Genomic DNA, 26,533 nt, shown 5'->3' on the forward strand with positions numbered 1-26,533 from the left:
GCGCGGGCCGCGCGCGGGCGCGCGGGCGGGGCGCCCGCGGGCGCCCCGCGGGCGGCGCGGCCGCGGCCCGGCCGCCGCGCCCCCCCCCCCTCCCCCACCTGCTGGCCGCCGTTCAACGGCGGCTGGAGCGGTCCCGGGCCTCCCCCACATTGGAGCCGGGCCCGCTCGGTCAGCACTGACGCTACGCCCACGGAACACCGCTCCGGGCCTGCCTTGACGCTCCCCTGTCGGTCTCCGGCCCGCTCTTGACGGGTCGTTGACGCGGCGGCGGCCGGGGGGCGCTCAGGGCTCGTACCGGTACCCGATCCCCGGTTCGGTGATCAGGTGCCGCGGGCGGCCCGGGTCACGCTCCAACTTGCGGCGCAGCCCGGCCAGGTAGACCCGCAGGTAGTTGCCGCGCGCCTCCTGGGCCGGCCCCCACACCTCCCGCAGGATCTGCCGCCCGGGCACCAGCCGGCCCGGGTTGGCCACCAGCAGGGCGAGGATCCGCCACTCGGTCGGGGTGAGCCGCACCGGGCCCCGCGGGCCGGTCACCGTGGTGGCCGTCAGGTCGACGGTGTGGTCGCCTATCACCGGCCGCCCCAGCGGGGCACCGCCCAGCGGCCGGCGCAGCACGGCACGCAGCCTGGCCAGCAGTTCCTCCATCAGGAACGGCTTGGTGAGGTAGTCGTCCGCGCCCGCGTCGAGGGCGCCCACCTTGTCGGCGGCACCGGACCGGCCGGAGAGCACGATGATCGGCATCGCGCTGCGGGTGCGCAGGCCGCGCAGCACGTCCATGCCGTCCAGGTCCGGCAGGCCGAGGTCGAGCAGCACGGCGTCCGGGGCGGAGTGCGCGGCGCGGTCCAGCGCCTCGCCGCCGCTGGCGGCCGTCCGCACGGCGTACTGCCGGGCGCTGAGGTTGATCCGCAGCGTGCGCAGCAGGGCCGGTTCGTCGTCGACGATCAGGATCTCGCTCATGCGGCCACCTCGCTCCGCTCGGCGGTCGCTTCGCGGGACACGCAGCTTTCGGCGGTTCGTTCAGTTCGTCCACTCATGTACGGGCTCCTCCCGAGTGGCGGCGGGCAGGGTGAGCAGCATGGTGGTGCCGCCCCCGGGGGTGTCCTCGACCTCCAGGCTGCCGCCCATGGCCTCGGCCAGGCCGCGGGAGAGCGCGAGGCCGAGACCGACACCGGTGGTGTTGTCGGTGTCGCCGAGGCGCTGGAAGGGCAGGAAGACCCGGTCCCGCTCCTCGGGGGCGATGCCGGGGCCGCGGTCGATCACCCGGATCTCGACCTGGTCGGCGTGGTGGCTGGCGGTGACCAGGACGGGCGCGCCGGGCGCGTTGTAACGCAGCGCGTTGGTGATCACGTTGGCGAGCACCCGCTCCAGCAGCGGCGGGTCGGCGAGCACCGGCGGCGCGGTGTCCAGGTCGAGCGGCTGGATCGGGGCGTACGGGTCGGGGAGGCTGTCGAGCGCCCGGGGCAGGATCTCGTCGAGGTGGGTCTCGGCGAGGTGCAGGGTGAGCGCGCCGGCCTGGAGGCGGCTCATGTCGAGCAGGTTGTCGACCAGGCGGGTGAGCTTGACCAGCGACTCGTCGGCGGTGGCGAGCAGTTCGGCCTGGTCCTCGGGCGAGAACTCGACGTCGGGGCTGCGCAGCGAGCCGACCGAGGCGAGCGCGGCGGCGAGCGGGGTGCGCAGGTCGTGGCTGACGGCGGCGAGCAGGGCGGTGCGCATCCGGTCGGCGGCCTTGATCGGCTCGACCTCGGCGGCGACCACGGCGAGCCGGTCGCGTTCCAGCGCGACGGCGACGTGCGCGGCGAAGGCGGTGAGGACGCGCTGGTCGGCGGCCGGCAGCCGGCGGCCGGTGAGGACCAGGACGGCGTCCGCGCCGACCGGCACCTCGGTGGTCTCGCTCTGCCCGTCGGTGTCGTCCTGGTGCTCGGCCTCGGAGTGGGCGAGCACCTCGTCGTCGACCCGGGAGAGCAGGGCGACGGCCTGCATGCCGAAGGCCGTCCGGGACTTCTCCATCAGGGCGGACAGGGCGTCGGCGCCGCGCAGCACGCTGCCGGCCAGGGTGGAGAGGGTCTCGGCCTCGGCGGTGGCACGGGCGGCGCGACTGGTGAGCCGGCTGGCGTGGTCGACGATGGTGGCGACGGCGAGCGCGACGGAGGCGAAGACGACCAGGGCGACGATGTTGTTGGTCTCGCCGATGGTCAGGGCGTGTATCGGCGGGATGAAGTAGTAGTTGAGCAGCAGCGAGGCACTGACCGAGGCCAGCAGGGCGGAGATGGCGCCGCCGAGCAGGGCGACGATGACCACGCCGAGCTGGAAGATCAGCGCATCGGTGGTCAGGTTGATGCTCTCGTGCGCCTGGGACAGGATCGCGGTCAGCAGCCAGGGCACCACGAGGCCGGCGGCGTAGCCGGCGATGGTGCGGCGCTTGGAGTGGCGGCGGCCGAGCGAGGGCAGCCGGCCGCGGCCGGTGAACTCGTGGGTGACCATGTGGACGTCGATGTCCTCGGAGTCGTCCACGGTGGTCTCGCCGATGCCGGGGCCGGTGAGGAAGCGGTTGATCCGGCCGCGGCGGCTGGTGCCGAGCACCAGCTGGGTGGCGTCGTGGGCGCGGGCGAAGGTGAGCAGCGCGGTGGGGATGTCGTCGCCGACCACCACGTGGTAGCTGCCGCCGAGGGTCTCGACCAGCTGGCGCTGCTGGGCGAGCGCACCGGAGGAGGCGCCGGCCAGGCCGTCGCTGCGGGTGACGTGGACGGCCAGCAGGTCGCCGCCGGCGGTGCGGTCGGCGATCCGGGCGGCGCGGCGGATCAGGGTCTCGCCCTCGGGGCCGCCGGTGAGGGCGACCACGACGCGTTCGCGGGTCTCCCAGACCCGGTCGATGTTGTGGCTGGCCCGGTAGTCGCGCAGGCCCTCGTCGACCCGCCCGGCCACCCAGAGCAGGGCGAGTTCGCGCAGGGCGGTGAGGTTGCCGACCCGGAAGTAGTTGGAGAGCGCGGCGTCCACCTTCTCCGCCCTGTAGACGTTGCCGTGGGCCATCCGGCGGCGCAGCGCCTGCGGGGCCATGTCGACGAGTTCGATCTGGTCGGCCCGACGGACCACCTCGTCCGGGACGGTCTCGCGCTGCGGGATGCCGGTGATCTTCTGGACGACGTCGTTCAGCGATTCCAGGTGCTGGATGTTGACGGTGGTGATGACGTCGATCCCGGCGGCCAGCAGTTCCTCGACGTCCTGCCAGCGCTTGGCGTGGCGGCCGCCGGGGATGTTGGTGTGCGCCAGTTCGTCGACCAGCACGACGGACGGGCGGCGGGTGAGCACCGCATCGAGGTCCATCTCGTCGAACTCGGCGTCGCGGTAGGAGCGTTGGACACGCGGCAGGACTTCAAGGCCGTCCAGCATGCCCTCGGTGTGGCGGCGGCCGTGGCACTCGATGTACCCGACCGCGACGTCGGCCCCGCGCTCCTGTCTGCGCCGGGCCTCGTCCAGCATCCGGTAGGTCTTGCCGACCCCCGGGGCGGAACCGAGGTACACCCTCAGCCGGCCCCTGCGGATGCCGGTTCCGGGGGTGAGGTCGCGGGCCATGGGCACTGCTCTTTCGTTCCTGCGAGGGCTGCCGCCAGGGCGTCCTCGGGCCGGGGTCGGGACGTACGGCGGCCGACCCGGGCGCGGGGGTGGTGCCCCGGCCCGGGTCGGCCTGTTTCACGGATCCAGCCGTTGACCTGTCACTTCTGTTCCGCGAGGGCCCGGTTCAGCAGGAGGACGTTGACGCCCTCCTGTCCGAGGAAGCCGAGCGAGCGGCCTTCGGTGTACTTCTCGACCAGCTTGTGCACCGCGTCCGCCGACAGGTTCCGGGTCTTGGCGACCCGGTTCACCTGCTCCTCGGCGTAGGCGACCGAGATGTACGGGTCGAGGCCGGAGCCGGAGGCGGTCAGCGCGTCGGCCGGGACGCTCTCCGGGGCGACGCCGTCGAACTCGGCGGCGGCGGCACGGCGGTCGTTGACGGCCTTCAGCAGGTCGTCACTGTTCGGGCCGAGGTTGGAGGCGCCGGACGAGGACGAGTCGTAGCCGGTCCCGGCCGCGGAGGGGCGGGGCTGGAACCACTTCGGGTCCGGCTGCGCCTCCTCCTTCGGGTCGTCGGGGTTCTTCTTCGGGAGGTTGAAGTTCTGGCCGATCAGGCTGGAACCGACCTCCTTGCCGTCGGACTTCACGAGCGAGCCGTTGGCCTTCTCGGTGAAGGCGACCTGGCTGATCCCGGTGACCAGCAGCGGGTAGGCGATCCCGAGGATCGCGGTGAGCACCAGCAGCGCCCGCAGTGCGGTGAAGTGGGTGCGGACGGTCGTCGGCAGGGGCTTGGACATCGGATTCTCCTCTCTCAGCTCAGGCCGGGGATGAACTGGACGATCAGGTCGATCAGCTTGATGCCGACGAACGGCACCACCAGACCGCCGAAGCCGTAGACCCCGATGTTGCGGCGCAGCAGGGAGCTGGCGTCGGACGGGCGGTAGCGCACGCCGCGCAGGGCGAGCGGGATCAGGCCGATGATGACCAGGGCGTTGAAGATGATCGCCGAGGTGATCGCGGACTGCGGGCTGTGCAGGCCCATGATGTTGAGGTGGCTCAGGCCCGGGTAGACCCCGGCGAACATCGCGGGGATGATCGCGAAGTACTTGGCCACGTCGTTGGCGATCGAGAAGGTGGTCAGCGCGCCACGGGTGATCAGCAGCTGCTTGCCGATCTCGACGATCTCGATCAGCTTGGTCGGGTTGGAGTCCAGGTCGACCATGTTGCCGGCCTCCTTGGCCGCCATGGTCCCGGTGTTCATGGCCACGCCGACGTCGGCCTGGGCGAGCGCGGGGGCGTCGTTGGTGCCGTCGCCGGTCATCGCGACCAGCTTGCCGCCCTCCTGCTCCTTCTTGATCAGCGCCATCTTGTCCTCGGGGGTGGCCTCGGCGAGGAAGTCGTCCACGCCCGCCTCCTCCGCGATCGCCTTGGCGGTCAGCGGGTTGTCGCCCGTGATCATGATGGTCTTGATGCCCATCCGGCGGAGCTCGTCGAAGCGCTCCCGCATGCCCTCCTTGACCACGTCCTTGAGGTGGATGACCCCGAGGACGCGGGCCGGCTTGGCGCCGACCTTGGTCGCCACCACCAGCGGGGTGCCGCCGGCCGCGGAGATCCCGTCGACCAGGGCGGAGACCTCGTTGCCGACCGAACCACCGTTCTCGGTCACCCAGTTGGTGACCGCGCCGGCCGCGCCCTTGCGGACCTGGTGGACCGCCTCGGCCTCGTCCAGGTCGACGCCGGACATCCGGGTCTGGGCGGTGAACGGGACCCAGGTGGCGTGCGTCAGCTCGCCCTGGGCGCGGGCCCGCAGGCCGTACTCGGTCTTGGCGAGGACCACGATCGAGCGGCCCTCCGGGGTCTCGTCCGCGAGGGAGGACAGCTGCGCGGCGCTGGCCAGTTCCTCGGTGGACACGCCCGGGGCGGGCAGGAACTCGGCGGCCTGGCGGTTGCCCAGGGTGATGGTGCCGGTCTTGTCCAGCAGCAGGGTGTTGACGTCGCCGGCCGCCTCGACGGCCCGGCCGGACATCGCCAGCACGTTGCGCTGCACCAGCCGGTCCATGCCAGCGATGCCGATCGCGGAGAGCAGCGCGCCGATGGTGGTCGGGATGAGCGCCACGATCAGGGCGACCAGGACGATCATCGACTGCGGGGCGCCCGCGTAGGTGGCCATCGGCTGCAGGGTCACCACGGCGACCAGGAAGACGATGGTCAGCGAGGCGAGCAGGATGTTCAGCGCGATCTCGTTCGGCGTCTTCTGCCGGGCGGCGCCCTCGACCAGGGCGATCATCCGGTCGATGAACGACTTGCCGGGCTCCGAGGCGATCTTCACCACGATCCGGTCGGACAGCACCTTGGTGCCGCCGGTCACCGCCGAGCGGTCACCGCCGGACTCGCGGATGACCGGAGCGGACTCGCCGGTGATCGCCGACTCGTCGACGCTCGCGACGCCCTCGACGACGTCGCCGTCGCCGGGGATGATCTGCCCGGCCTCGACCACCACGTGGTCGCCGAGCCGCAGCGCGGTGCCCGGCACCTCCTCCTCCGCCTGCGTGGCGGGCCAGTCGGTGAGCCGGCGGGCGACACTCTCGGTCTTGGTCTTGCGCAGGGTGTCGGCCTGGGCCTTGCCGCGGCCCTCGGCGACGGCCTCGGCCAGGTTGGCGAAGATCGTGGTGAGCCAGAGCCAGACGGTGATGGACCAGGCGAACACGGACGGGCTGGCGATCGCGGAGACGGTGGTGACCACCGAGCCGACCTCGACCACGAACATGACCGGGTTCTTGACCATCACCCGGGGGTCGAGCTTCTTCACCGCGTCCGGCAGGGACGCGACGATCAGCTTCGGGTCGAGCAGGCCGCTGGCCACTCTGTGCTGCGCGGCGGGCTCGGCCTTGTCGGCCGGTGCGGGGTTGAGCGTAGGGGTGGACATCAGGAGAGACCTTCCGCGATCGGCCCGAGAGCCAGGGCCGGGAAGTAGGTGAGGCCGACGACGATCAGGATGACGCCCGACAGCAGGCCCACGAACAGCGGCTTGTGGGTGGGCAGGGTGCCCGGGGTGGCCGGGACCGGCTGCTGCTGGGCGAGCGAACCGGACAGCGCCAGGACGAAGACGATCGGCAGGAGGCGGCCGAAGATCATCGCCAGGCCGAGCGCCGTGTCGTACCAGTCGGTGTTGACGGTGATGCCGCCGAAGGCCGAGCCGTTGTTGTTGGCCGCCGAGGTGAAGGCGTACAGCACCTCGGAGAAGCCGTGGGCGCCCGAGTTGAGCATCCCGGCCCGCTCCCCCGGCAGGGCCATCGCCAGGCCCGTGCCGACCAGCACCAGGGTCGGCGTGGTGAGGATGTACAGCGAGGCGAACTTCATCTCCCGGCCGCCGAGCTTCTTGCCCAGGTACTCGGGGGTGCGGCCGACCATCAGGCCGGCGACGAACACCGCGACGATCGCCAGCACGAGCATGCCGTACAGGCCGGATCCCACACCGCCGGGCGCGATCTCGCCCAGCATCATGTTGAAGACCGTCAGCCCGCCGCCGAACGGCGTGTACGAGTCGTGGAAGGAGTTCACCGCGCCGGTCGAGGTCAGCGTGGTCGAGGCGGCGAACAGGCCGGAGGCGGCGATGCCGAAGCGCTGCTCCTTGCCCTCCATCGCGGCGCCCGCGGCCTGCAGGGCGGTGCCCTGGTGCTGCGACTCGGCGAAGGTGAGCAGGGCGGTCGAGGCGACCCAGAACAGGCCCATCACGGCGAGGATCGCGTAGCCCTGGCGGTTGTCCCCCACCATCCGGCCGAAGGCCCGCGGCAGCGCGAACGGGATCAGCAGGATCAGGAAGATCTCGACCAGGTTGGAGAAGCCGGTCGGGTTCTCGAACGGGTGCGCGGAGTTGGCGTTGAAGAAGCCGCCGCCGTTGGTGCCGAGCAGCTTGATGACCTCCTGGGAGGCCACCGGGCCGCCCGGGATCTTCTGCACCTCGCCGCCGAGCGTGGCCACCTCGTGGAAGCCGTGGAAGTTCTGGATCACGCCGGAGGCGGCCAGGACCAGGGCGAAGACGATCGAGATCGGCAGCAGCAGGCGCAGGTTGATCCGGGTGAGGTCCACCCAGAAGTTGCCGACCCGGTCGGTCCGGTTGCGGGTGAAGCCCCGGATCAGCGCGCCGACGACGGCGATGCCGACGGCCGCGGAGACGAAGTTCTGCACCGCCAGGCCCGCCATCTGCGCCAGGTGGCCCATCGCGGACTCACCGGCGTAGGACTGCCAGTTGGTGTTCGCGACGAACGAGATCGCGGTGTTCCAGGCCTGGTGGCCCTCCATCTGCGGAACACCCAGGTTCAGCAGCAGGTAGCCCTGGAGGCGGATCAGGCCGTAGAGGAAGAGGACGGAGACGGCCGAGAAGGCCAGCACCGAGCGGAGGTACACCGGCCAGCGCTGATCGGCGTCGCCGTCGACGCCGATCACCTTGTAGATGCCGCGCTCGACTCTGAGGTGCTTGGTGGTGGTGAGGAGCTTGGCGATGTAGTCGCCAAGGGGGCGGTAGCACAGGGCCAGTGCCCCGACCAGGGCAAGGGCCTGCAACCAGCCCGCGAGAGTGGATCCCATGTCAGAACTTCTCCGGGAAGATCAGCGCCACGACGAGATAGCCGACGAGCGCGACGGCCACGATCAGACCTGCGATGTTCTCCGCGCTCACAGCTTCTCCACCCCCCGCGCGATCAGGGCGATGACGGCGAACACGGCGACCGTGACACCGACGTAGATGAGATCGGACATGGGCTCCACCAGAGCGGTTCGGGAGACTGCCGCGGGCGGGCCGGGGGCTTCGCGCGGCGCCGGCGGACGACCGGCAGATGCAGCAAAGCAGCCGTCAGAGGCGCGTTATGGCTCCCTGACGCCCTCCATACGGGTGACTGCGGGACGTTGACGCGACCTTGACGCCCGCTTCACCGGGCCGTGACCGTCGTCATCAGGCCGTGATCGGCCCGGCGCCGGAACGCCGGAAGCCCCGGGATTCCGGGGCTTCCGTACGGGTGGGGGTGCGGGCGGGTACGAGCTGGTGCGGGCGGGGCCGGCGGGGGCCCGGAGGGCGGCTACTGCTCCGGTCAGACCTTCTCCGGCGCCGGGAGCCGCTCGTACCCGCTCCCCGGGGCCGGCTCGCCCCGGCGCACCGCGCCGGGCGCCCGGCGCGACGGGCCGCCCGCGCGCCCGGAAGAGGTCAGCTGCCACGGCACGCTGATCACCATCACGCCCGCCGTGAACAGCAGCCGGCTCTTCAGCCACAGCGCCGACTGGTTGTGCAGCAGGTGCTCCCACCAGCGGCCGACCACGTACTCCGGGATGAACACGGCGACCGCCTCCCGGGGGCTGTCCCGGCGGTGCTCCCGCACGTACGCCAGCACCGGCTTGGTGATCTCCCGGTACGGCGAGTCCAGCACCTTCAGCGGCACCCGGACGCCGGCCTCCGTCCACTGCCGCTCCAACTCCCCGGTGGCCTCCGGCTCCACCGCCACCGTCAGCGCCTCCAGCGAGTCCGGCCGGAACGCCTCCGCGTAGCCGAGCGCCCGCAGCGTCGGCTTGTGCAGCTTGGACACCAGCACGATCCCGTGCACCCGGGCGGGCCGCGCCGACTCGGCCTCCGGGTCGTCCACCGCCAGCTCGGCGGCGACGCCGTCGTAGTGCCGGCGGATGCCGCGCATCATCAGCCACAGCACCAGCGCGGCGACCACGGCCAGCCAGGCGCCCTGGGTGAACTTGGTGAGCAGCACGATCACCAGCACCAGCGCGGTGACGACCGCGCCGAAGGCGTTGATCACCCGGGAGCGCAGCGCCGAGCGGCGCACCACCGGGTCGGTCTCGGTGGCCAGCGCCCGGTTCCAGTGCCGGACCATGCCGATCTGGGACAGCGTGAAGGAGGTGAAGACGCCCAGGATGTACAGGTGGATCAGGCTGGTGACGTTCGCGTCGTACAGCCAGAGCAGCCCGCCGGCCACCACCGCGAGCGCGATGATGCCGTTGGAGAAGGCCAGCCGGTCCCCGCGGGTGTGCATCTGCCGGGGCAGGTAGCGGTGCTCGGCCAGGATCGACGCCAGCAGCGGGAAGCCGTTGAAGGCGGTGTTGGCGGCCAGGATCAGCACCAGCGCGGTGACCGCCTGGATCGCGTAGAACAGCACGCTGTGGTCGCCGCCGAAGATCGCCGCCGCGAGCTGGGCGATCACGGTCTGCTGGGGCGTACTCGCGCAGTCGCCGGGGAAGCCGGTCAGCCGGCAGGCGCCGCCCTCGGTGATGTGCACCTTGGCGATCAGCGCGAGGGCGGTGATGCCGGCGAACATCACCACGGCCGTGGTGCCCATCACGGCCATGGTGCGCGCGGCGTTCCTCGCCTTCGGCGCCCGGAACGCCGGGACGCCGTTGGAGATCGCCTCCACCCCGGTCAGCGCCGTACAGCCGGAGGCGAACGCCCGCAGGCCCAGCATCAGCAGGCCGAGGCCGGCCACCGTGTCCTTGCCCTCCTCCGGGAGGATCCCGTACGAGGCGCTGGACGCCACCGGCGCGTCGCCGAGCGCGACCCGGACCAGCCCGGTGACCACCATCAGCAGGATGCCGCCGATGAACAGGTACGTCGGCGCGGCGAAGGCCTTGCCGGACTCCCGGACACCACGCAGGTTCACCGCCATCAGCAGCAGCACGAAACCCAGCGCCAGCCAGACCCGGTGACCGGCCAGCGACGGCACCGCCGAGATGATGTTGTCCACCCCGGAGGCCACCGACACCGCGACCGTCATCACGTAGTCGACCAGCAGCGAGGCGGCCACCACCAGACCGGAGTTGGCGCCGAGGTTGCGGGACACCACCTCGTACGAGCCGCCGCCGCTCGGGTAGGCGTGCACCACCTGGCGGTAGGACATCACCACGACCGCCATCAGCGCGACCACACCGGCCGCGACCCACGGGGTCAGGTAGAGGAAGGCGGCGCCACCGACGGTGAGCACCAGCAGGATCTCCTGGGTCGCGTAGGCGACCGAGGAGAGCGGGTCGGAGGCGAAGATCGGCAGCGCCAGCCGCTTGGGCAGCAGCGTCTCGCCGAGCTCCTCGCTGCGCATGGCCCGGCCGATGACGAGGCGCTTGAGCGCCTGGGGCACGTTGAACACAAATGTGAGGTTAGGTCGGGAAAACGCAACGGAATTCGTTGTGGAGATCGCCCGGCACCCACCAGATCAAAGGCCTTCCCGCAGGTCAGAGCCGCTGCGGGCGGGTGGGCGCCGGGCGTATCGAGGGCGTCAAGAGTGCCCCGTTAAGACCGCGTCAAGATGCCAGGTTGTTATCGGGCGTCCAGGGTGTGGACGCCCACCGGGGCGCCTCCCCCGGAAACCCCGCCAGGCCGCCCGACACCTCGGCTGCACCGGCCCGGGTCACATCCGCATCCGCAGCCGGCAGACCACCGCGTCCGTGTGCCGGCGCAGCGCGCGGTCGATCACGGCGCCGCGCCGGTTCTGCAGCGCCCGCTGCCACCAGCGGGCCGGCTCCACCTCCGGGATCAGCACCGTCAGCCGGTCGTAGGCGTGCTCCTCGCCGAGCCGGTTCACGAACGCGGCGATCGGCTGGCCCAGCCGGCGGCGGTCCTCCGGGATCTCCACCAGCGGCACGCCCGGCTGCCACAGCTCCCAGTCCCGCCGCAGCGCCTCCGCCTCGGACTGCTCGTGCACCACCGTCACCGCCAGCACCTCGTCGCCGAGCGACAGCGCCGCCGACAGGCCGTCCCGGGTGAGCCGGGTGATGGCCGTCACCGGCACGACGACCAGGCTGCGCTGGCGGGTCACCGCGCCCGGCACCCGGCCCAGTTCCAGCCGCTCGCCGATCAGCCCGTAGCTGCGGTGCACCGCCTCGAACAGCACCACCAGCAGCGGCAGCGCCACCACGATGCCCCAGGCGCCCTCGGTGAACTTGGTGCCGGTCACCACCACCGTCGCGACCCCGGTGAGCAGCGCGCCGAACCCGTTCAGCGCGGCCTTCCACGCCCAGCCGGCCGGCCGGTGCACGGACCAGTGCCGGACCATGCCGACCTGACAGATCGTGAACCCGACGAACACGCCGATCGAGAACAGCGGCACCAGGCTGTTCACGTCCCCGCCCGAGCCGACCAGCAGCGCCGCCGACACCAGGGCGAGGAACAGCACCCCGTGCCGGTGCACCTGGCGGTCGGCCCGCAGCGCGAACACGTGCGGCAGGTGGTTGTCCCGGGCGAGCAGGTGCAGCAGCACCGGCAGCCCGCCGAAAGAGGTGTTCGCGGCCAGCCCGAGCAGCACCACGGTGGCGAACTGGACGACGTAGAACGCGGCGCCGTGGCCGAGCGAGGCGTCGGCGAGCTGGGCCAGCACCGTGACGCCCTCCACCGGCTGGAGGTGGAAACGGCCGATCAGCACGGCCAGCCCGATCAGCATCACGCCGAGCAGGGCGCCGAGCGCCACCTCGGTGTGCTGCGCCCGCCTCACCCGCGGGGTCCGGAACGACGGGACGGCGTTCGCCACCGCCTCCACCCCGGTCAGCGCCGAGCACCCGGCCGCGAACGCCTTGAGCAGCAGCAGCGCGCCGACGGTCGTGGCGTTCTCGGCCAGCGTCGAGGCGTGGCCCGCGGCGGCCTCGGTGCTCGCCGGGCCGTCCCGGAACAGGCCGACCACGATGATCGCCAGGATCGACACCACGAAGACGGCCGTCGGCGCCATGAACCAGCGCGCCGACTCGGCGATCCCGCGCAGGTTCACCGCCGTCACCAGGGCCAGCACGCCCAGGCACAGCCAGACCCGGTCGTCGTACAGGCTCGGCACCGCCGAAGTCAGCGCCGCCACCCCCGCCGTCACCGAGACCGCCACGTTCAGGATGTAGTCGATCACCAGCGAGGCGGCCGCCGTCAGCGCCGTCCGCCGGCCCAGGTGCTCCTTCGCCACCGCGTACGCGCCGCCGCCGTCCGGGAACGCCGCGATCACCTGCCGGTACGACGCCACCAGCACACCCAGCAGCACCGCGATCGCCACCGTCACCGGCAGCGTGAAGCCCAGCCCGTACGCCCCGGCCGCGGCCAGCACCAGCACGATCGACTCCGGCCCGTACGCGACCGAGGCCATGGCATCCAACGACAGCGCCGCCAGACCGCCCAGCGCACTCAGCCGGTGCCGCTCGTCGCCCGCACCGGCGTCCGGCGGCTCGGGTTCGGCCGTGACGGCCGGGGTGGTGATGGCGCTGGACATCGGACGGAACCTCCGCGATCGGTAGTTCCTCCGATCCTGCGGGCCGCACCCCTGCCCTTCCCCCGACCCCTACGCATTCCTGACGCCACCCCAGGAACCATTGACGGGCCCTTGACGCACCGCGGGAGAGCTCATGGCGGGGGGCGGTGGCGGGGATGGGTGGGCCGCTGTCCCGGCGGGCGCCGGTTGGGAAGACGACCAGCTCTTGCGAAGAACCCCCGGCGCGCCCTACGCACACCCGGGACACCACCACAATCACACTGAACGGCCCCACCCACCCCCGCACCCACTCTGCTGCCTGCTGCCCGTAATTGCAAGCAATGCGCAATAAGTGCGCCCGGCGGCGCCGCGACCCTCACGCGACGGGAAAACGACAACAGCCCCCGATCCGCGTCTCCGCAGATCGGGGGCCGTTCTCCATCCTGTGGCTGGTGCAGGGTTCGAACCTGCGTAGCTTGCGCGGCAGATTTACAGGCCGCTGACCAGGGATGCTCTGACCTGGCAACTATTGCTCCCGGCCCGGATCTGGTCCGCCACCGGTCCGGATCATGGTCCCGACGACCCCCTTCCACCCCCGCCTACGCAGGAATCTGAAGGGCCGCGTCGGGCAGCGATCTCCGCTGCCCGACGCGGCCCTTCTGTGTTTCACCTCACGCCCCGCCGGCCGGATCGCCAACGCCGAGGCCACGCCGGACCTCCGCGTGGTAGGCATTCAGCAACTCGATCAGGGTTACTCCGTTCGGTAGTCGGCGGCCAAGCCTCCCGAAGGAAGCCTCGACCTTCGGACGGCCTGACCACCCTCAGCAGGAACCCGGGGTTCGAGCTCTAGAAGCTGCCGTGCGAGTCGGACCGTGGCGAGCTTGAACTCATCGACCGTGCGGGCCTGGTGGGGGATGCTCACCACCAGCCTGCGCTCATCGCCAGCACGCCCGACACGGTCTTCAATGTGAACATCCATGTCTGCAACAGGCCGCACGTGGCTGGTCCACGATGCCGGAGCCCACAAGACCGAGGTCGGGCGAGGCGTGCGGATCCGGTCCCATGCTTCGAGCCAATGCTTGATTTCGGAAGACGGAACCTCACAGGCCTGGACGAAGTCCTCCAGGAGTTCGCGACTGGGGCGGGCCCCGCCGCGGAGCACCAGGCTCAGCGTGCTCCGGGGGAGCCGACCGAGGCCGCCTGCTCGCCTTTCCAGCTCCCGAAGGGAAGGGCGGCCAACCTTCAGGTGCAAGTGCACCATCGCTTGCCACAAATCCCAGGGGGTGTTGATCATGGTGATGTGCGCAGGCCGCTCGGCCGGTGACTTGGCTCCCGCTCTGCGTGCAGCCCGCCACAGCCGACGCGCCTCGGTGAGCTCCTTCCTCATGGCACCGCATCCCGCCGCGTACGCCTCCACCACGTCCAGCGTCGGCACCGAGTCACCGCTCGCGGCTCGTGAGAGTCGCGTGGGGTGGATCCCGGTGATCTTGCCGAGCTCGGCGTAGGTGTGGCCGGAGCTCTGGCGCAGAACCCGCAGGTACTGCGCCAGAGCCGCCGACTCCTTGGTACGCGTGGTGACGGGCCGCTCAGGCCGTCCCATAGGGCGTCAGGCCTCCTGCGGGGCCAGGCGCAGGTACCGGTTCGTCCGGACGGACACGATGATGCCTACCGAGATCACGCCGATGCCACCCAGCAGGGCGAGGACCATGGTCACGGACGCCCCGGTGAGCACGAGCACGACGGCAGTCAGCATCAGAACGATCACGATGATCGCCTCGATGCCGGACAGGCCCGCAGCCCGCGGGGGCGTCGGGCCGGTCTTCACGCATGCAGCAGCGGCAGCCGCCAGGCGGCGGTCGGTCTTGGACACTTTTCTCCATGGGCAGTTGAGGGAAACGGACTCCACCGAGGCCTTCTAGCCCCGAACCGCACTGGCGCTGCCGGGGATTGCCGTCCCCCGCAACTGGCGGTAGCTCAGATCATCCCATCCCGCACGACATACACCGTCTGCGATCCCGGGTTGCAACTCCCTTTTGATGCATGCCTGTCCACACGACGTTGTGCGTGCACAACGTCGAGCGCGGGGTTTTCGCCCGTGAAAACCTCATGGCACCAGGTCCGGCCAAGAGGTCCACCCCAACGTCACATCCGGTGCCGATGCCGCCCTGATCAGCGAATATGCACCGAGTAGAAGGACCTTGTGCCCAAGCGGGCGGCCAAATGTAGCAGCTTGCATGGCCAACGCAACCTGTTGAGCCAGTTGGTGCAGAACCGTCCAAGTTCCTATTGCGGCCCGGAGAGGCTCGTGTGAGGCTTCTGCGAAACGAGCACTATCAACTAGTTGCTCGCTTCCCTAGGCAGTAACGGACTCCACCGAAACCCTCAGGGACCCGAACGTCGAGGCGTTGCCGCGCCGACCCGTTCACCGCAGGTGACGTGCAGCTTTGCATGTCACCTGTTGCGTTTTCAGGCGGGGCAGCCCAACTCCCGCCGATGCGCAAGTCCGTCGTCGATTACCGGCTGCCGCGCCGTTCACTGCGGCTCACGAAAACCGTTGCGACCGATGCGTCAGCTCCGTCGATAGCGCCAGGGCCGCTTGCCACGATGCTTCCCTGGTCCTTGCCCTCTCGTGACAGCCCAACGCGTCAGGCCAAGGCCTTGGCGATGATTCGCATCGAGTCCACGATCACCACGGCGCCGGCGGCGGCCAGCTTGGTGTCCTTCCCCGGCTTGTTGGCGTAGCCGATAGTCGGGACGCCAGCGGCCTCCCCCGCCTCGACGTCGCGGGCCGCATCGCCGATGAAGATGCAGTGCTCCGGCCTGGTGCCCGCGGCCTCCATCGCTTCGAGCAGGAGGCACGGGTTCGGCTTCATGGACGAAGGGTCGCCCAGCGCCCGCCCGAAGACTCCGGCCACGTAGTCGTTGAGGCCGTGCTCGGCGAGGTAGGACTCGATGGCCACGCGCGCGTTGTTGCTGACCACCGAGACCAGCCGGCCGGAGAGGACAGCAGCGCGCAGAACCGATTCGCCGCCTGAGGTCGGGCGGGCACCCCGGACGGCTTCGGTCTCCAGCACAGCCAGCGCGGCGTCCGTGCTCTTCGTGAGGTCGGGGCGAGCGTCCGCGATCAACCGGAGCAGGGCAAGCGGGTCGTTCTCCTCCTCCGCCCCGACCGGGGCTTGCTCGCCCGAGGCGAGCAAGCCCTCACGGAGTCGGCGCGCGACCTCCGCGGCGGGAAGGCCGGCGAAGACCGAGCACACCGGGCCGTCGAAGTCGAGGAGCACGTGCTTCACCGGCCGCAGCACGTCGGCGAGTTGCTGAGGGGTGGCGGTCATGGCTGCCGCTCGTAGGCGATCGTGCTCCACACGCTGTCGAACCACATCTGGGCCTGCTGGACGTACTGCGAGCCGAGCGAGGCGTCGTCCGGGCCGGCGGCGTGGTGGAACAGGGTGGTGTCCTTGCCGGTCACGTCGTAGAAGGTGTGGTCGGTGTCGTCGATCGTCACGGTGCGCTCGCGGAGCGGGTAGAAGCCAAAGAAGGCCTCCGACCGGTTCAGGATGTACAGCTTGAACAGGCTGGACGCCCGGTGCACCTTGACCTGAACGCTCGCCTTCTGGACCAGACCCAGCTCGGCCAACATCTCCACCGAGTGCGCGATCCCGCCGGCGTTCGTCAGGGCGATGTTGCGCGCGCGCTGCCGGAGGGCGGCCTCGTCCTGTAGCCCATCGACCAGGACCGGCACGGCCATCGGGGCCGTGGTGTCCGGCAGCAGCAGGCGGACCGTGATGGACTCCGGCGCCAGCCGGCCGGAGCGGACCTTGTCGAGCGGCTCCTGCAGCGCGTTGTGCAGCGTCTCGCTGGAGAACCCGGCAAAGTCGAGGGTCACCTGCTGCTGCTCGAAGGCCGCTTCGAGGTGAGGCCGCAGCCCGACCGGCCGGGAGGTGCGCTCCCGCACGAACGAGCCGCTCCCCTGCCGGGTCACGATCAGTCCCTCGACGCGGAGCAGGTCGAGCGCCTTGTCCACCGTGCCGCAGTGCTTCGCCAGCTCAAGGCCGGAGGGGAGCTTGTCACCGGTCTCGAAGCCTGGCTTCTTCATGAGGATCGAGGCCCGCAGAGAGCTGCCGACCTGCTGATACGGGGGCGAGAGTCATCCGGGTCTAGAGGGGTCGTCTGGCAGCGGGCCCGGGCCGAGGTGCTGTCGTCGGCCGACTGCGCGACGAAGCTCGGCAAGCGGCCGTAAGACCTGCGGCACGCGGGGATCTCGCTCGGGCTGAACTCCGGAGTCGGCCCGACGGAGGCGTGGCCGTCATGCTGCGGGTCTACGCGAAGTGCCTGCACGGCACCGTCGAGTACGCGAACGAGTTGATCTCGAAGCGGCTCAACCGGAACCGTCCGGCGCCGCCGGCCCTGGATCCTGGTCCGCAGCTGGTCCGAATGCGCTGATCAGCGCTGGGATTCGGGCGGAACAGAGTGAGACAAGCCACTCAAATGGGGCGCCGCTCGTTCCTCGCTTCAAGAAAACGAAGAAGGGCCCGCAGTCTGCGTTTCCGCAGGTCACGGGCCCTTCTCTATCCTGTGGCTGGTGCAGGGTTCGAACCTGCGTAGCTTGCGCGGCAGATTTACAGTCTGCTCCCTTTGGCCGCTCGGGCAACCAGCCAGGATCTTGTCCCCCGGGGCGTACGCCCCGTTCGACTTCGTAAACAATACCTGATGCCGGGGGGTGCTCCGCCACTCGATAGGTCACGTGATGATCAAGGGCCGCGGCGTGGCTGTCGGGGGCGGGGGCGGGGTGCCGCTGGATAGGCTGGGGAGGCGGACGCCCGGTGGGGCAGGCCGTGCCAGTGAAGCCAGAACATCAAGGAGACCAACACCCATGGCCGACTCCAGTTTCGACATCGTCTCGAAGGTCGAGTGGCAGGAGGTCGACAACGCGATCAACCAGACCTCCCGTGAGATCGCCACCCGTTTCGACTTCAAGGGCGTCGGCGGCGAGATCAGCCGCTCCGGCGAGAAGATCGAGATGAAGGCCAACGGCGAGGAGCGCGTGAAGGCCATCCTGGACGTCCTACAGGGCAAGTTCATCAAGCGCGGACTGTCGCTCAAGGCCCTGGACGCCGGTGAGCCGCAGCTGTCCGGCAAGGAGTACAAGATCTTCGCGGACATCAAGGAGGGCATCTCCACGGAGGATGCCAAGAAGGTCGCGAAGATCATCCGTGACGAGGGCCCGAAGGGCGTCAAGGCGCAGGTCCAGGGCGACGAGCTGCGGGTCAGCTCGAAGAGCCGCGACGACCTGCAGACCGTGCAGGCCCTGCTCAAGGGCAAGGACCTGGACTTCGCGATCCAGTACGTGAACTACCGCTGACCCCTGGAGGGTTGTGCGGCAGGGCCCCGCCCCCGGAACTTGCTTGGGTTCCCGGGGGCGGGGCCTTTCGCGTGGGTGGGGTCAGCCGGCGGCGGGGTGGGGGTGGGTGGCCGTGGCGAGGGCTTGGGCCTGGGCGCGCAGGGTGGCGAGCTGGTCCAGCAGGGTGGCCGGGCCGGAGGTCTTGGCCCGGGTCGGGGCGGTCGCCGTCGGGGCGGCCGGGAGCTGGGCGATCAGGCTCTGCAGGGTGGCCTGAAGGGTGGCGACGAGCTGCTGGACGGCTGCGGGGTCGGGGGTGGTGGACGTGGTCTCCGCGAGCAGGCCGGCGATCTGGTTGATGACGTCGCCGAGAGCCCCGAGGGCCGTGCTCGGGTCCGGGGTCGCGGGCAGGGCGGGGACGGCGGGCACCGGAACGGCGGGAAGGGTCAGGTCGGCGGGCAGGGCCAGGTCCGCCGGCAGGAGCGGGGCGGCAGCCGCCAGGTCGGCGGGCACCGGGATGGCGGCGGGGTTCGGGGCGGAGGCGACGGTGGTGCGCGGGGCCGTGGCTTCGTGGCCGGCGGCGGACGCCGTGGTGACCACGGTCAGCGCGAGGGCCGCGATCAGCGCGGCGACCATCCGGGTGGCACGCATGGGTACTGCTTCCTCTCAAGTGCGAGGCAGGCGGGATCGCCTGCTCCACACGGTGGGGCAGCATTCCTGACGCAGCCACCGCAGTTACGCCGAACGGCGCGCGGCAGCTGGCCGACGATGAGCCACCCGACGACAGGTCAGTCGCCGGCCGCCCAGCCGCTGGTGCCGCGGTGGGCGGACAGGCCGACGGACTCGAACTCGTCCGCCCGGCCGGCCTCGGTGCGGGCGCCGATCCGCCGCAGGGCGCGGGAGATCGGGGAGCCCTCGGGCGGGAAGGGTTCGAACTCGCCCTTGGTGAGAGGGCCGAGGACGATCCGGCCGTCCTCCCAGACGGCGGCGCGCTGGGTGCCGCTGCCGCCGAAGTACTCGGCCTCGACGCAGGCGATCGGGCCCGCCTTGGACCAGGCGGCCAACCGGAGTTCGAAGCCGCCCGGGTGCCAGCCGAAGCCGGCCGCCTCGGCGGGCTTCGTCGAGCCGCCGTCGGTCTGGAGGGCGGAGAGCACCGCAGGGGTGACCGGTATCAGGGCCAGCCCCTGCGCCAGCGGCACCACCCGGGCCGCCGAGGTTTCTGCCGCGGCCACCGCCAGCAGCTCGAATGTTCCTATCAGGGCCTGGAGTTCATAGGACATGCCGGTCATCGTGTCCCACCACACCGACAGTCGGCGCGGAGTTTATGATTCCGTGCCCGGCTGGAGTCCGTAGAGCAGGGTGAAGACCGTCACGTCCACCGCGTCCTCGGCCGTGCTGGGTGCTTCCTCGTTCAGTTCGTCGATGACTGCGGCGAGTTGGGTCCGCAGCCGGATCAGCCGGTCCGGGCTGAGCCGCAGCGTCGAGTGCACGAACAGGCCGGGCGGCCCGACCGATCCGTCCCGGGGCGAGCTGAAGTCCAGCCGCCCGCCGAGGACCTGTGCCCGGAAGTCGCCGCGGACCCGATCGATGGCGGCCAGGATGGCGTCGTACGCCTCGGAGCGGCCCGGGGAGTCGGCGGTGAACATCTCCGGGGCGAGCCGGATCGACTCCTGCGCGGCGGCGTAGCGGCTTTCGACGATGCCGGAGACCAGCCGGGTGCCGGCCACGATGACCAGCCCGGCCTTCTCCAGCTGCTTGATGTGCCGGTAGAGCTTGGTCTGCGGTTCGCCGAGCGCGGCGGCGATCTCCTTGGCGGTGAGCGGGCGTTCCTCGCCGGATTTCAGGGCGCCGAGGATGGCCAGCCGCAACGGGTCGGCCAGCGCCTTGAGCACGGCGACGTCGGCCACCTGGCGTTCCTTGACCCAGGTGGTGGGTTGCTCGCCGCCGTCGGCGGGTTCCAGATCGTGCTCGGCCACGGGCACCACCTTGGCAGATCGGTCGCGCCGCACGCAATCACGCTCTGGTGAGCGCTCACCCTTGCGCAACCAATCATGCTTCCGACATCATTCACGGCAACGTGAATGATGTCGGAAGCGCGAACGGCGGGGTGGGCCATGGCGGGGAACAGAACGGCGGCTGACGAGTCGAGGACGACGGTGAAGGCAGGGAAGACGGCGGAGGCCGAGGCGGCCACGCCGCCCGTCCCGCTGCGACGGAACCTGCGATTCCAGGCGCTCTGGGCCGGCCAGGCCGCCGCGACGCTCGGCATGCGGATCGGCGACACCGCCTTCCCGCTGCTGGTCCTCGCGCTCACCGGTTCCTCCACCGCCGCCGGGGCCTTCGGGGCCGTACAGATGGTCACGACCCTGCTGTTGGGCGTCCACGGCGGCGTGGTCGCCGACCGCCTCGACCGCCGCCGGGTGCTGATCGCCTCCGACGCCGCCCGACTGCTCGTCACGGCGACCGTCCCGGTGGCCATGGCCTTCGACCGGCTGACCCTGGCCCACCTGCTGCTCGTCGCCGCCGCCGTCGGGGCGACCATTGCGTACAGCGGCCCGATCCGGCTGCTGGCGCTGCGCTCGGTGGTGGCGCCGGAGCAGCTGCCGCAGGCGCTCGCCCAGGACGAGGCCCGGATGACCGGGGCCGCGCTGGCCGGTCCGCCGCTGGCCGGCTTCCTGTACGGGCTTGGCAGCGCGGTGCCGTTCCTCGGCACCGCGCTCGCCTCCCTGCTCGCGCTGGTGGCCGCGCTCGTGGTGCGCTTCCCCGGCCGCCCCGCCCCCGCACAACCGAGCGGCGAAGCCACCACACAGCCGAACCGCGAGCCGGGCGGCGCGGAGCCGGCCCCCGAGTCCGGCGGCGCCCTGGCCGGGTTCCGCCTGCTCGCCGCCTCCCCGCTGCTGCGCTCCGCCCTGGCCGTCCTGCTGGTGGTCAACCTCGCCGGGACGGCCCTGATGCTGCCGGTGATGGTGCTGCTGCGGGACGGCGGCACGGGCAGCGCCGGGATCGGCCTGGCGCTGGCCGGCGAGGCGGTCGGGGCGCTGGCCGGAACGGTCCTGGTGTCCCGGCTGCACCGGCTGGCCGGGCCGGGCGTCCTGCTGCTGGTGGTGGCCTGGACCGCCGTGCCGGTGTCGCTGGCGCCGCTGCTGCCGGGCGGGGTGGTCACCGTGTTCGCCGCGCTGTTCGTGGTGGGAATCGGCGTTCCGGCCCTGCGGGTGATGCTGGACCTGCTGGTGTTCCGGCAGGTGCCGGACGAGCTCCGCGGCCGGGTGATCGCGGCGACCATGACGCTGCTGACCGCGGGCATGCCGGCCGGGACGCTCGGCAGCGGCCTGCTGCTGGACCACCTCTCCCCCGCCGTCGCGCTGACCGCGATCAGCGTCCTGCTCGCGGCCGCCCTGCTGCCCGCGACCGTGAGCCGTACGCTGCGTCGCGCCGCCTGGCCGGCCCCGCAGGATCCGGCGGCCCGCCCCTGACAGTCGCTCACCCGTGCGGGTGCACGCCGCATGCGGCGTCCTCGGCAACCGGGTGAACTGGCCGGGTACGGCCCGCCCCGGGGCCCTTCCCGGGCGGCGTCCGCGCCCGGGGCGCCTCCCGCCCGGACGTCGCGCAGCCGACCGGGGCCGTACCGGAGGAGGACAGATGGGTTCCACGGACGCGCCCTCGCCCGGCCGGGGCGGCCCCGGCGAGGCCGCTGCCCCCGACGGTTCCAGCAGGTCCGGTGACCCGAGCAGCCCTGGTGACCCGAGCAGCCCTGGTGAGCAGGGAGACCCCGGCGACCGGGCGAGCCCCGGCGCCCCGACCACCCGCGAGCGGACCGGCTCGGTGGCCGCCCGGGTGGTCACCGCCCCCCGGATGTCCTGGCTGACGCTCGCCCTGATGACCACGAGTTCGGTGGCCAGCCTGCGCTCCGCCCCGACCATGGCCGTCTACGGCCTGGCCTGCGTCTTCCTCTACCTCGTCCCGGCGCTGGTGTTCCTGCTGCCGACCGCGCTGGTCTCCGCCGAGCTGGCGTCCGGCTGGGAGGGCGGCGTCTACCGCTGGGTCTCGGAGGGCCTGTCGAAGCCGCTGGGCTTCCTCGCCGTCTGGTGCCAGTTCGCGATGACGATCTTCTACTACCCGTCGCTGCTGGCGTACGTGGCATCGACGATCGCGTACGTCGTGAACCCGGGGCTGGCCAGCAACGGCCCGTACACCGCCGTGGTGATCATGGTGCTGTACTGGACCGGCGTCTGGGTCTCCTCGCGCGGGACGAAGGCCGTGGCCGGCCTGTCCTCGATGGGCCTGGTGATCGGCACGCTGATCCCCGGCACGCTGCTGGTGGTGCTCGGCTTCGTCTTCCTCGGCCAGGGCAACGGCTCCGCCGCGCCGATGGACTCCGCGCACCTGCTGCCGCAGTGGGCCGGCCTGGCCAGCCTGGTGCTGATCGTCAACAACTTCCTCAGCTACTCCGGCATGGAGATGAACGCGGTGCACGTCTCCTCGCTGCGCAATCCGGCGCGGGAGTTCCCGCGCTCGATGTTCACCGCGTCCGCGATGGTGCTGCTGATCTTCATCCTGCCGGCACTGGCGATCAGCTGGGTGGTGCCGTCCAGCGAGCTGAGCCTGACGGCCGGCGTGATGCAGGCCTTCGACGCCTTCTTCCAGTACTTCGACATCGGCTGGCTCACCCCGGTGATCGCGGTGGCGCTGATCTCGGCCTCGCTCGGCGGCATGCTGACCTGGCTGGCCGGGCCGTCCAAGGGCCTGTTGATGATCTCCCGGCAGGAGGGCTACCTGCCGCCGTTCCTGCAGAAGCTGAACCGGGAGGGCGTCCAGCAGAACCTGCTGGTCGCCCAGGGTGTGGTCACCACGGCGATCGCCCTGCTGTACGCGCTGATCCCGAACGTCTCCAGCGCGTACTGGATCTTCTCGGTGATCACCACGCAGGTGTACCTGATCGTCTACCTGCTGATGTTCACCGCCGCGATCCGGCTGCGCCGCACCCGGCCGGACCACCCGCGCGGCTACCGGGCCCCGGCGCTGGTGCCGATCTGCGTGGTCGGGCTGCTCGCCTCGGCGTGCGCGATGGCGATCGGCTTCGTACCGTCCTCGCAGTTCGGCAGCGGCAGCGTCTGGACGTACATCGGGATCGTCGGCGGCGGTCTGCTGGTCCTCGGCCTGCTGGTCCCGTACCTGTTCCTGCGGCTGCGCAAGCCCGGCTGGCGCTCCCCGGAGGCGGCGGCGGAGCTGGCCGCGCAGGAGTCGGCCGAGCTGCGCGGCGCCGCGGGCGGTGCGGCATGACCACGAGCCTGATGGCCTCCCGGCACCGCTGGATCTACCTCGGGGCGATCGGGCTGCTGGTCGCGATGCTGATCACCGGCCTGCTCTCGTTCACCCGGCTGCACGCCACCGACCAGGCCGACCGCAAGGCCGGACAGCTCGCCCGGGCGCTGGGTTCGGCCGGCTATCCGGTGCCCGCGCGGGACCAGATCGTGCACACCCTGGGCGAGGACGGCGGCGCCGTCTGCGCGAACCCGTCGAACGCGCTGACCCAGGCGCAGTGGACGTCCGGCATGTCCAACGGCGCCGACGGGCCGGGCCAACGGCCGGTGCTGTCCGACCGCGACGCGGTGCGGGCCGAGGCGATCGTGCTCTCGGTGTACTGCCCGGGCAGGCTCGCCGAGATCCAGGACAAGATCGACGACCTCAACTTGCAGGACACCGTCCGCAAGTAGCCCGCCCGGCTTTCGAGGAGGACCCGACCGTGCCTCGACCCTTCACCACCGAGGACTACACCCCGCACGAGCTGGGCTTCGTCTCATGACGGGGCCGTCACCCCGCTGCTCCGCCGTCAGAACGGCAGCCCGGCTGTGCGATTTTCTTACGAGGCGGTCATGGTTCACCCAGCGTCCTCCAAGTTTGCGTTGGTAGTTTCGGTGAGCATGACCAAGCTGCTCAGCCCGGCCCCGCCCACCCCGGCGCGGGCCGGGCGACTGCGACCCCTGACCGCCCGCCCCCGTCGTACCGGCCTGTCGAGACTCCGGCTGCTGGCCTGGCCGGTCTACCTGACCGCGCTCGTCTGGTTCCTGCGCACCCAGGGCATGGCCTTCGCCAACGACGTGGTGTTCCTGTGGCTGATCGGTGCCCTGCTGACGGCGGCCGTGCACAGCGGGCACGGCCGCCGCGGCTTCCTGCTGGTGCTGCGCGACTGGGTGCCGGTGATGGCCGCGGTCTGGACGTACTCGCTGCTGCGCGGCTACGGCGCGCACACCCCGTGGGCCCCGCACTGGCTGCCGCAACTGCGCGCCGACGAGGTGCTCGGCTTCGGCGAGACCTGGACCGTCCGGCTCCAGCACGCGCTGTGGACGCCCGGCTCGCCGCACTGGTACGACTACGCGGCGACCGTCGTCTACCTCTCGCACTTCTTCCTGGTCTTCGTCCTGCTCGCGGTGCTCTGGCGGCGCCGGCACGACCGGTTCCGCCAACTGCTCGCCTGCTACCTGCTGCTCACCTTCGCCGGCTTCGCCACGTACCTGCTCTACCCGGCCGACCCGCCGTGGCTGGTCGCCCAGGAGGGCCACCTGCCGGGGCTCACCCGGGTCGTGTGGGACGTGATCTCCACCAGCGGGCTGCCGCAGGCCAACTCGCTGGTCGAGAACGGCAGCCAGTTCGCCAACGACGTCGCCGCGATGCCCTCGCTGCACTCCGCCTACCCGGCGATGCTGCTGTTCTTCTTCTGGCCGACGGCCCGCCCCTGGCTGCGGGCACTGCTGGTCGCGTATCCGCTCGCGATGGCGTTCACCCTGGTGTACGGCGCCGAGCACTTCATCGTGGACATCTTCGCGGGCTGGGCGTACGCGGCGGCGGTGGTGTTGGGCCTGCGCCGGCTGCGGAACCGGCGTACCCGGCTCATCAGGGAGCGGGCAGACTTGGCCGGGTGCCGAACCAGCCCCTCCCTCCCGTGAAGCCCACCGCCGAACAGCTCCAGGCGGCCAAGGACACCACCATCCCGGACGTCACCGGGCCCGGACTGCGGGTGCTGTTCTGCGGCATCAACCCGGGCCTGTGGTCCGGCGCCACCGGGCACCACTTCGCCCGCCCCGGCAACCGCTTCTGGCCCGCCCTGCACCGCTCCGGCTTCACCGCGCGCCAGTTCCGCCCGGACGAACAGGGCGAACTGCCCGCGCTCGGCCTGGGCATCACCAACGTCGCCCCGCGCACCACCGCCAAGGCCGACGAACTGACCGCCGAGGAACTGCGCGAGGGCGGCGCCGCGCTCACCGAGCACGTGCTGCGGCTGCGCCCGCGCGTCCTGGCCGTGCTCGGCATCGGCGCCTACCGGACGGCCTTCGGGCAGCGGCGGGCCGCGATCGGCCGCCAGCCGGAGGGCATCGGCGACACCGCGGTGTGGGTGCTGCCCAACCCGAGCGGGCTCAACGCGCACTACACGCTGGACGCGCTGGCCGCCGAGTTCCGCCGGCTCCGGGAGGAGCTGGACGGCTGAGGGCTGAGCTGCCGGAGTGGCCGGGGCACGACCCGGTCACTCCGGCAGCACGGCCAGCTCCAGGGCGGCCAGCCGCGCCGGGTCGGCGACCACCTCGTAGCCAGCCACCCGGCCGTCCGCCACCGCCACCCGCAGCACCAGCCGCAACCGCCCGCCCGGGGCGATCACGATCCCCGGTACCCCGTCCACCAGCGCCACCGCGCCGAACCGGGCCCGCCGGCCGAACACCGTCGTCTCCCGGGCCACCGTCTCCGCGCCCCGGGCCACCAGGGAACGCCCGGCCGGCAGCGCGGCCGGATCGGCCCGGCGCACCACGTCCGGCGCCAGCACCGCCAGCAGCGCGGCCAGGTCCCCGCCCCGGGCGGCGGACAGGAACGCCTCCACCACCCGCCGGTGCCCGGCCAGCCGCTCCGGCGGCAGCGCGGCCGCCCCGCGCACCCGCTGCCGGGCCCGGCTGGCCAGCTTCTTGGCGGCCACCGGGCTCCGGCCGACGATCGGCGCGATCTGCTCGAACGGCACCGCGAAGCCGTCGTGCAGCACGAAGGCGACCCGCTCGGCCGGCCCCAGCCGATCCAGCACGACCAGCAGCGCCCGGCCCACCGAGTCGACCAGCAGCGCCTCCCGCTCCGGATCCGCTCCCTCGGCCCCCGCGCCGGCCGCCAGGGCCGGCAGACCGTCCGGCAGCGCGTCACCGGCCGGCTCCTCACGGCGCACCGCGCGGGCCCGCAGCACGTCCAGGCAGATCCGCGACACCACCGTGGTCAGCCAGCCCGGCAGGTTGTCCACCTCGTCCGGGCCGGCCCGGTCCAGCCGCAGCCACGCCTCCTGGACGGCCTCCTCCGCCTCCCCCGTCGACCCGAGCATCCGCTGGGCGACCGCCCGCAGCCGCCCCCGCTCGGCCTCGAACCGCGCCGCCAGCACCTCGTCCCGGTCCATCGGTCACCTTTCCTCGGCCCCGCC

General features: G+C 71.6%; 23 protein-coding genes and 1 tRNA gene. 7 read left to right on the plus strand and 17 right to left on the minus strand.

What is annotated here, in order from left to right; translation table 11 throughout:
* Positions 1-282 precede the first annotated feature (282 nt).
* The 12 genes from ACFV61_RS00895 to ACFV61_RS00950 all read right to left on the minus strand — a co-directional run bounded on the left by ACFV61_RS00895 (position 283) and on the right by ACFV61_RS00950 (position 16,848).
* Entirely contained in the window at positions 283-957 is a 675-nt protein-coding gene (locus ACFV61_RS00895; protein WP_363580044.1) for a response regulator, read from the minus strand.
* A 60-nt stretch (positions 958-1,017) separates the two neighbouring features.
* Positions 1,018-3,570 (minus strand): ATP-binding protein, encoded by a 2,553-nt coding sequence (locus ACFV61_RS00900; protein ID WP_380430825.1) that lies wholly within the window; start codon positions 3,568-3,570, stop codon positions 1,018-1,020.
* A gap of 140 nt (positions 3,571-3,710) precedes the next feature.
* Entirely contained in the window at positions 3,711-4,346 is a 636-nt protein-coding gene (kdpC, locus tag ACFV61_RS00905; RefSeq protein ID WP_363580040.1) for a potassium-transporting ATPase subunit KdpC, read from the minus strand.
* Positions 4,347-4,360: 14 nt separating this feature from the next.
* Positions 4,361-6,475 (minus strand): potassium-transporting ATPase subunit KdpB, encoded by a 2,115-nt coding sequence (gene kdpB, locus ACFV61_RS00910; RefSeq protein ID WP_063348922.1) that lies wholly within the window; start codon positions 6,473-6,475, stop codon positions 4,361-4,363.
* Positions 6,475-8,136 (minus strand): potassium-transporting ATPase subunit KdpA, encoded by a 1,662-nt coding sequence (gene kdpA, locus ACFV61_RS00915; RefSeq protein ID WP_063348921.1) that lies wholly within the window; start codon positions 8,134-8,136, stop codon positions 6,475-6,477. The genes kdpB and kdpA overlap by 1 nt, the downstream gene beginning before the upstream one ends.
* Position 8,137: 1 nt before the next feature.
* Positions 8,138-8,227, minus strand: a complete 90-nt coding sequence (gene kdpF, locus ACFV61_RS00920; protein WP_037971201.1) for a K(+)-transporting ATPase subunit F — start codon at positions 8,225-8,227, stop codon at positions 8,138-8,140.
* A gap of 409 nt (positions 8,228-8,636) precedes the next feature.
* Positions 8,637-10,634, minus strand: a complete 1,998-nt coding sequence (locus tag ACFV61_RS00925; RefSeq protein ID WP_380489321.1) for an APC family permease — start codon at positions 10,632-10,634, stop codon at positions 8,637-8,639.
* A 309-nt stretch (positions 10,635-10,943) separates the two neighbouring features.
* On the minus strand, positions 10,944-12,776 hold the full coding sequence (locus ACFV61_RS00930; protein WP_380489280.1) for an APC family permease: 1,833 nt from the start codon (positions 12,774-12,776) through the stop codon (positions 10,944-10,946).
* A 730-nt stretch (positions 12,777-13,506) separates the two neighbouring features.
* Positions 13,507-14,355: a helix-turn-helix transcriptional regulator gene (locus ACFV61_RS00935; protein WP_380489283.1), complete on the minus strand. Its 849-nt coding sequence runs from the start codon at positions 14,353-14,355 to the stop codon at positions 13,507-13,509.
* A gap of 6 nt (positions 14,356-14,361) precedes the next feature.
* Positions 14,362-14,625: a hypothetical protein gene (locus ACFV61_RS00940; RefSeq protein WP_380425400.1), complete on the minus strand. Its 264-nt coding sequence runs from the start codon at positions 14,623-14,625 to the stop codon at positions 14,362-14,364.
* A gap of 775 nt (positions 14,626-15,400) precedes the next feature.
* Positions 15,401-16,087 carry an HAD family hydrolase gene (locus tag ACFV61_RS00945; protein WP_380489285.1) on the minus strand — a complete coding sequence of 229 codons (687 nt, stop codon included), beginning with the start codon at positions 16,085-16,087 and terminating at the stop codon, positions 15,401-15,403.
* Positions 16,084-16,848, minus strand: a complete 765-nt coding sequence (locus ACFV61_RS00950; RefSeq protein WP_380489288.1) for a GntR family transcriptional regulator — start codon at positions 16,846-16,848, stop codon at positions 16,084-16,086. Before ACFV61_RS00950 ends, ACFV61_RS00945 begins: the two co-directional genes overlap by 4 nt.
* Positions 16,849-17,051: 203 nt before the next feature.
* On the opposite strand from ACFV61_RS00950, the gene ACFV61_RS00955 reads away from it, so the two are divergent.
* Positions 17,052-17,195: a hypothetical protein gene (locus ACFV61_RS00955; RefSeq protein ID WP_380489291.1), complete on the plus strand. Its 144-nt coding sequence runs from the start codon at positions 17,052-17,054 to the stop codon at positions 17,193-17,195.
* Between the two features lie 133 nt (positions 17,196-17,328).
* Here ACFV61_RS00955 and ACFV61_RS00960 read toward each other — a convergent pair.
* Positions 17,329-17,409, minus strand: a tRNA-Tyr gene (locus ACFV61_RS00960).
* A 216-nt stretch (positions 17,410-17,625) separates the two neighbouring features.
* Between ACFV61_RS00960 and ACFV61_RS00965 the strand changes: the two genes are divergently transcribed.
* Positions 17,626-18,114, plus strand: coding sequence for a YajQ family cyclic di-GMP-binding protein (locus ACFV61_RS00965; protein WP_063348915.1), 489 nt, complete (start codon positions 17,626-17,628; stop codon positions 18,112-18,114).
* Between the two features lie 81 nt (positions 18,115-18,195).
* Here the strand turns inward: ACFV61_RS00965 and ACFV61_RS00970 are convergent, their stop codons facing one another.
* The 3 genes from ACFV61_RS00970 to ACFV61_RS00980 all read right to left on the minus strand — a co-directional run bounded on the left by ACFV61_RS00970 (position 18,196) and on the right by ACFV61_RS00980 (position 20,066).
* The gene (locus ACFV61_RS00970) at positions 18,196-18,741 is read right to left on the minus strand and encodes a hypothetical protein (protein ID WP_380489293.1); all 546 of its coding nucleotides are present in this window, start codon (positions 18,739-18,741) and stop codon (positions 18,196-18,198) included.
* 137 nt (positions 18,742-18,878) lie between these two features.
* A complete protein-coding gene (locus ACFV61_RS00975; RefSeq protein WP_380344114.1) occupies positions 18,879-19,370 on the minus strand; it encodes a hypothetical protein in 492 nt (163 codons plus the stop codon).
* A gap of 42 nt (positions 19,371-19,412) precedes the next feature.
* Positions 19,413-20,066: a transcriptional regulator gene (locus tag ACFV61_RS00980; protein ID WP_159398490.1), complete on the minus strand. Its 654-nt coding sequence runs from the start codon at positions 20,064-20,066 to the stop codon at positions 19,413-19,415.
* A 180-nt stretch (positions 20,067-20,246) separates the two neighbouring features.
* On the opposite strand from ACFV61_RS00980, the gene ACFV61_RS00985 reads away from it, so the two are divergent.
* From ACFV61_RS00985 to mug, 5 genes are all read left to right on the plus strand, one after another.
* A complete protein-coding gene (locus ACFV61_RS00985) occupies positions 20,247-21,563 on the plus strand; it encodes an MFS transporter (protein WP_380489295.1) in 1,317 nt (438 codons plus the stop codon).
* 379 nt (positions 21,564-21,942) lie between these two features.
* On the plus strand, positions 21,943-23,370 hold the full coding sequence (locus tag ACFV61_RS00990; RefSeq protein ID WP_363375025.1) for an APC family permease: 1,428 nt from the start codon (positions 21,943-21,945) through the stop codon (positions 23,368-23,370).
* On the plus strand, positions 23,367-23,804 hold the full coding sequence (locus ACFV61_RS00995; RefSeq protein ID WP_063348912.1) for a hypothetical protein: 438 nt from the start codon (positions 23,367-23,369) through the stop codon (positions 23,802-23,804). Before ACFV61_RS00990 ends, ACFV61_RS00995 begins: the two co-directional genes overlap by 4 nt.
* A 207-nt stretch (positions 23,805-24,011) precedes the next feature.
* Entirely contained in the window at positions 24,012-25,034 is a 1,023-nt protein-coding gene (locus ACFV61_RS01000) for a phosphatase PAP2 family protein (RefSeq protein ID WP_380480706.1), read from the plus strand.
* Positions 25,031-25,573 carry a G/U mismatch-specific DNA glycosylase gene (gene mug / locus ACFV61_RS01005; RefSeq protein ID WP_380489298.1) on the plus strand — a complete coding sequence of 181 codons (543 nt, stop codon included), beginning with the start codon at positions 25,031-25,033 and terminating at the stop codon, positions 25,571-25,573. Before ACFV61_RS01000 ends, mug begins: the two co-directional genes overlap by 4 nt.
* Positions 25,574-25,609: 36 nt before the next feature.
* Here the strand turns inward: mug and ACFV61_RS01010 are convergent, their stop codons facing one another.
* Positions 25,610-26,509, minus strand: a complete 900-nt coding sequence (locus ACFV61_RS01010) for a sigma-70 family RNA polymerase sigma factor (protein WP_380489301.1) — start codon at positions 26,507-26,509, stop codon at positions 25,610-25,612.
* Positions 26,510-26,533: the final 24 nt, after the last annotated feature.

This window comes from Kitasatospora sp. NPDC059817 (assembly GCF_042731835.1).
Lineage (GTDB): Bacteria > Actinomycetota > Actinomycetes > Streptomycetales > Streptomycetaceae > Kitasatospora.

Coding starts and splice junctions, on each gene's coding strand:
- ACFV61_RS00895 (WP_363580044.1), bottom strand. CDS start 957: ATGAGCGAGATCCTGATCGTCGACGACGAACCGGCCCTGCTGCGCACG.
- ACFV61_RS00900 (WP_380430825.1), bottom strand. CDS start 3,570: ATGGCCCGCGACCTCACCCCCGGAACCGGCATCCGCAGGGGCCGGCTG.
- kdpC (WP_363580040.1), bottom strand. CDS start 4,346: ATGTCCAAGCCCCTGCCGACGACCGTCCGCACCCACTTCACCGCACTG.
- kdpB (WP_063348922.1), bottom strand. CDS start 6,475: ATGTCCACCCCTACGCTCAACCCCGCACCGGCCGACAAGGCCGAGCCC.
- kdpA (WP_063348921.1), bottom strand. CDS start 8,136: ATGGGATCCACTCTCGCGGGCTGGTTGCAGGCCCTTGCCCTGGTCGGG.
- ACFV61_RS00925 (WP_380489321.1), bottom strand. CDS start 10,634: ATGCGCAGCGAGGAGCTCGGCGAGACGCTGCTGCCCAAGCGGCTGGCG.
- ACFV61_RS00930 (WP_380489280.1), bottom strand. CDS start 12,776: ATGTCCAGCGCCATCACCACCCCGGCCGTCACGGCCGAACCCGAGCCG.
- ACFV61_RS00935 (WP_380489283.1), bottom strand. CDS start 14,355: ATGGGACGGCCTGAGCGGCCCGTCACCACGCGTACCAAGGAGTCGGCG.
- ACFV61_RS00945 (WP_380489285.1), bottom strand. CDS start 16,087: ATGACCGCCACCCCTCAGCAACTCGCCGACGTGCTGCGGCCGGTGAAG.
- ACFV61_RS00950 (WP_380489288.1), bottom strand. CDS start 16,848: ATGAAGAAGCCAGGCTTCGAGACCGGTGACAAGCTCCCCTCCGGCCTT.
- ACFV61_RS00965 (WP_063348915.1), top strand. CDS start 17,626: ATGGCCGACTCCAGTTTCGACATCGTCTCGAAGGTCGAGTGGCAGGAG.
- ACFV61_RS00970 (WP_380489293.1), bottom strand. CDS start 18,741: ATGCGTGCCACCCGGATGGTCGCCGCGCTGATCGCGGCCCTCGCGCTG.
- ACFV61_RS00975 (WP_380344114.1), bottom strand. CDS start 19,370: ATGTCCTATGAACTCCAGGCCCTGATAGGAACATTCGAGCTGCTGGCG.
- ACFV61_RS00990 (WP_363375025.1), top strand. CDS start 21,943: ATGTCCTGGCTGACGCTCGCCCTGATGACCACGAGTTCGGTGGCCAGC.
- ACFV61_RS00995 (WP_063348912.1), top strand. CDS start 23,367: ATGACCACGAGCCTGATGGCCTCCCGGCACCGCTGGATCTACCTCGGG.
- ACFV61_RS01000 (WP_380480706.1), top strand. CDS start 24,012: ATGACCAAGCTGCTCAGCCCGGCCCCGCCCACCCCGGCGCGGGCCGGG.
- ACFV61_RS01010 (WP_380489301.1), bottom strand. CDS start 26,509: ATGGACCGGGACGAGGTGCTGGCGGCGCGGTTCGAGGCCGAGCGGGGG.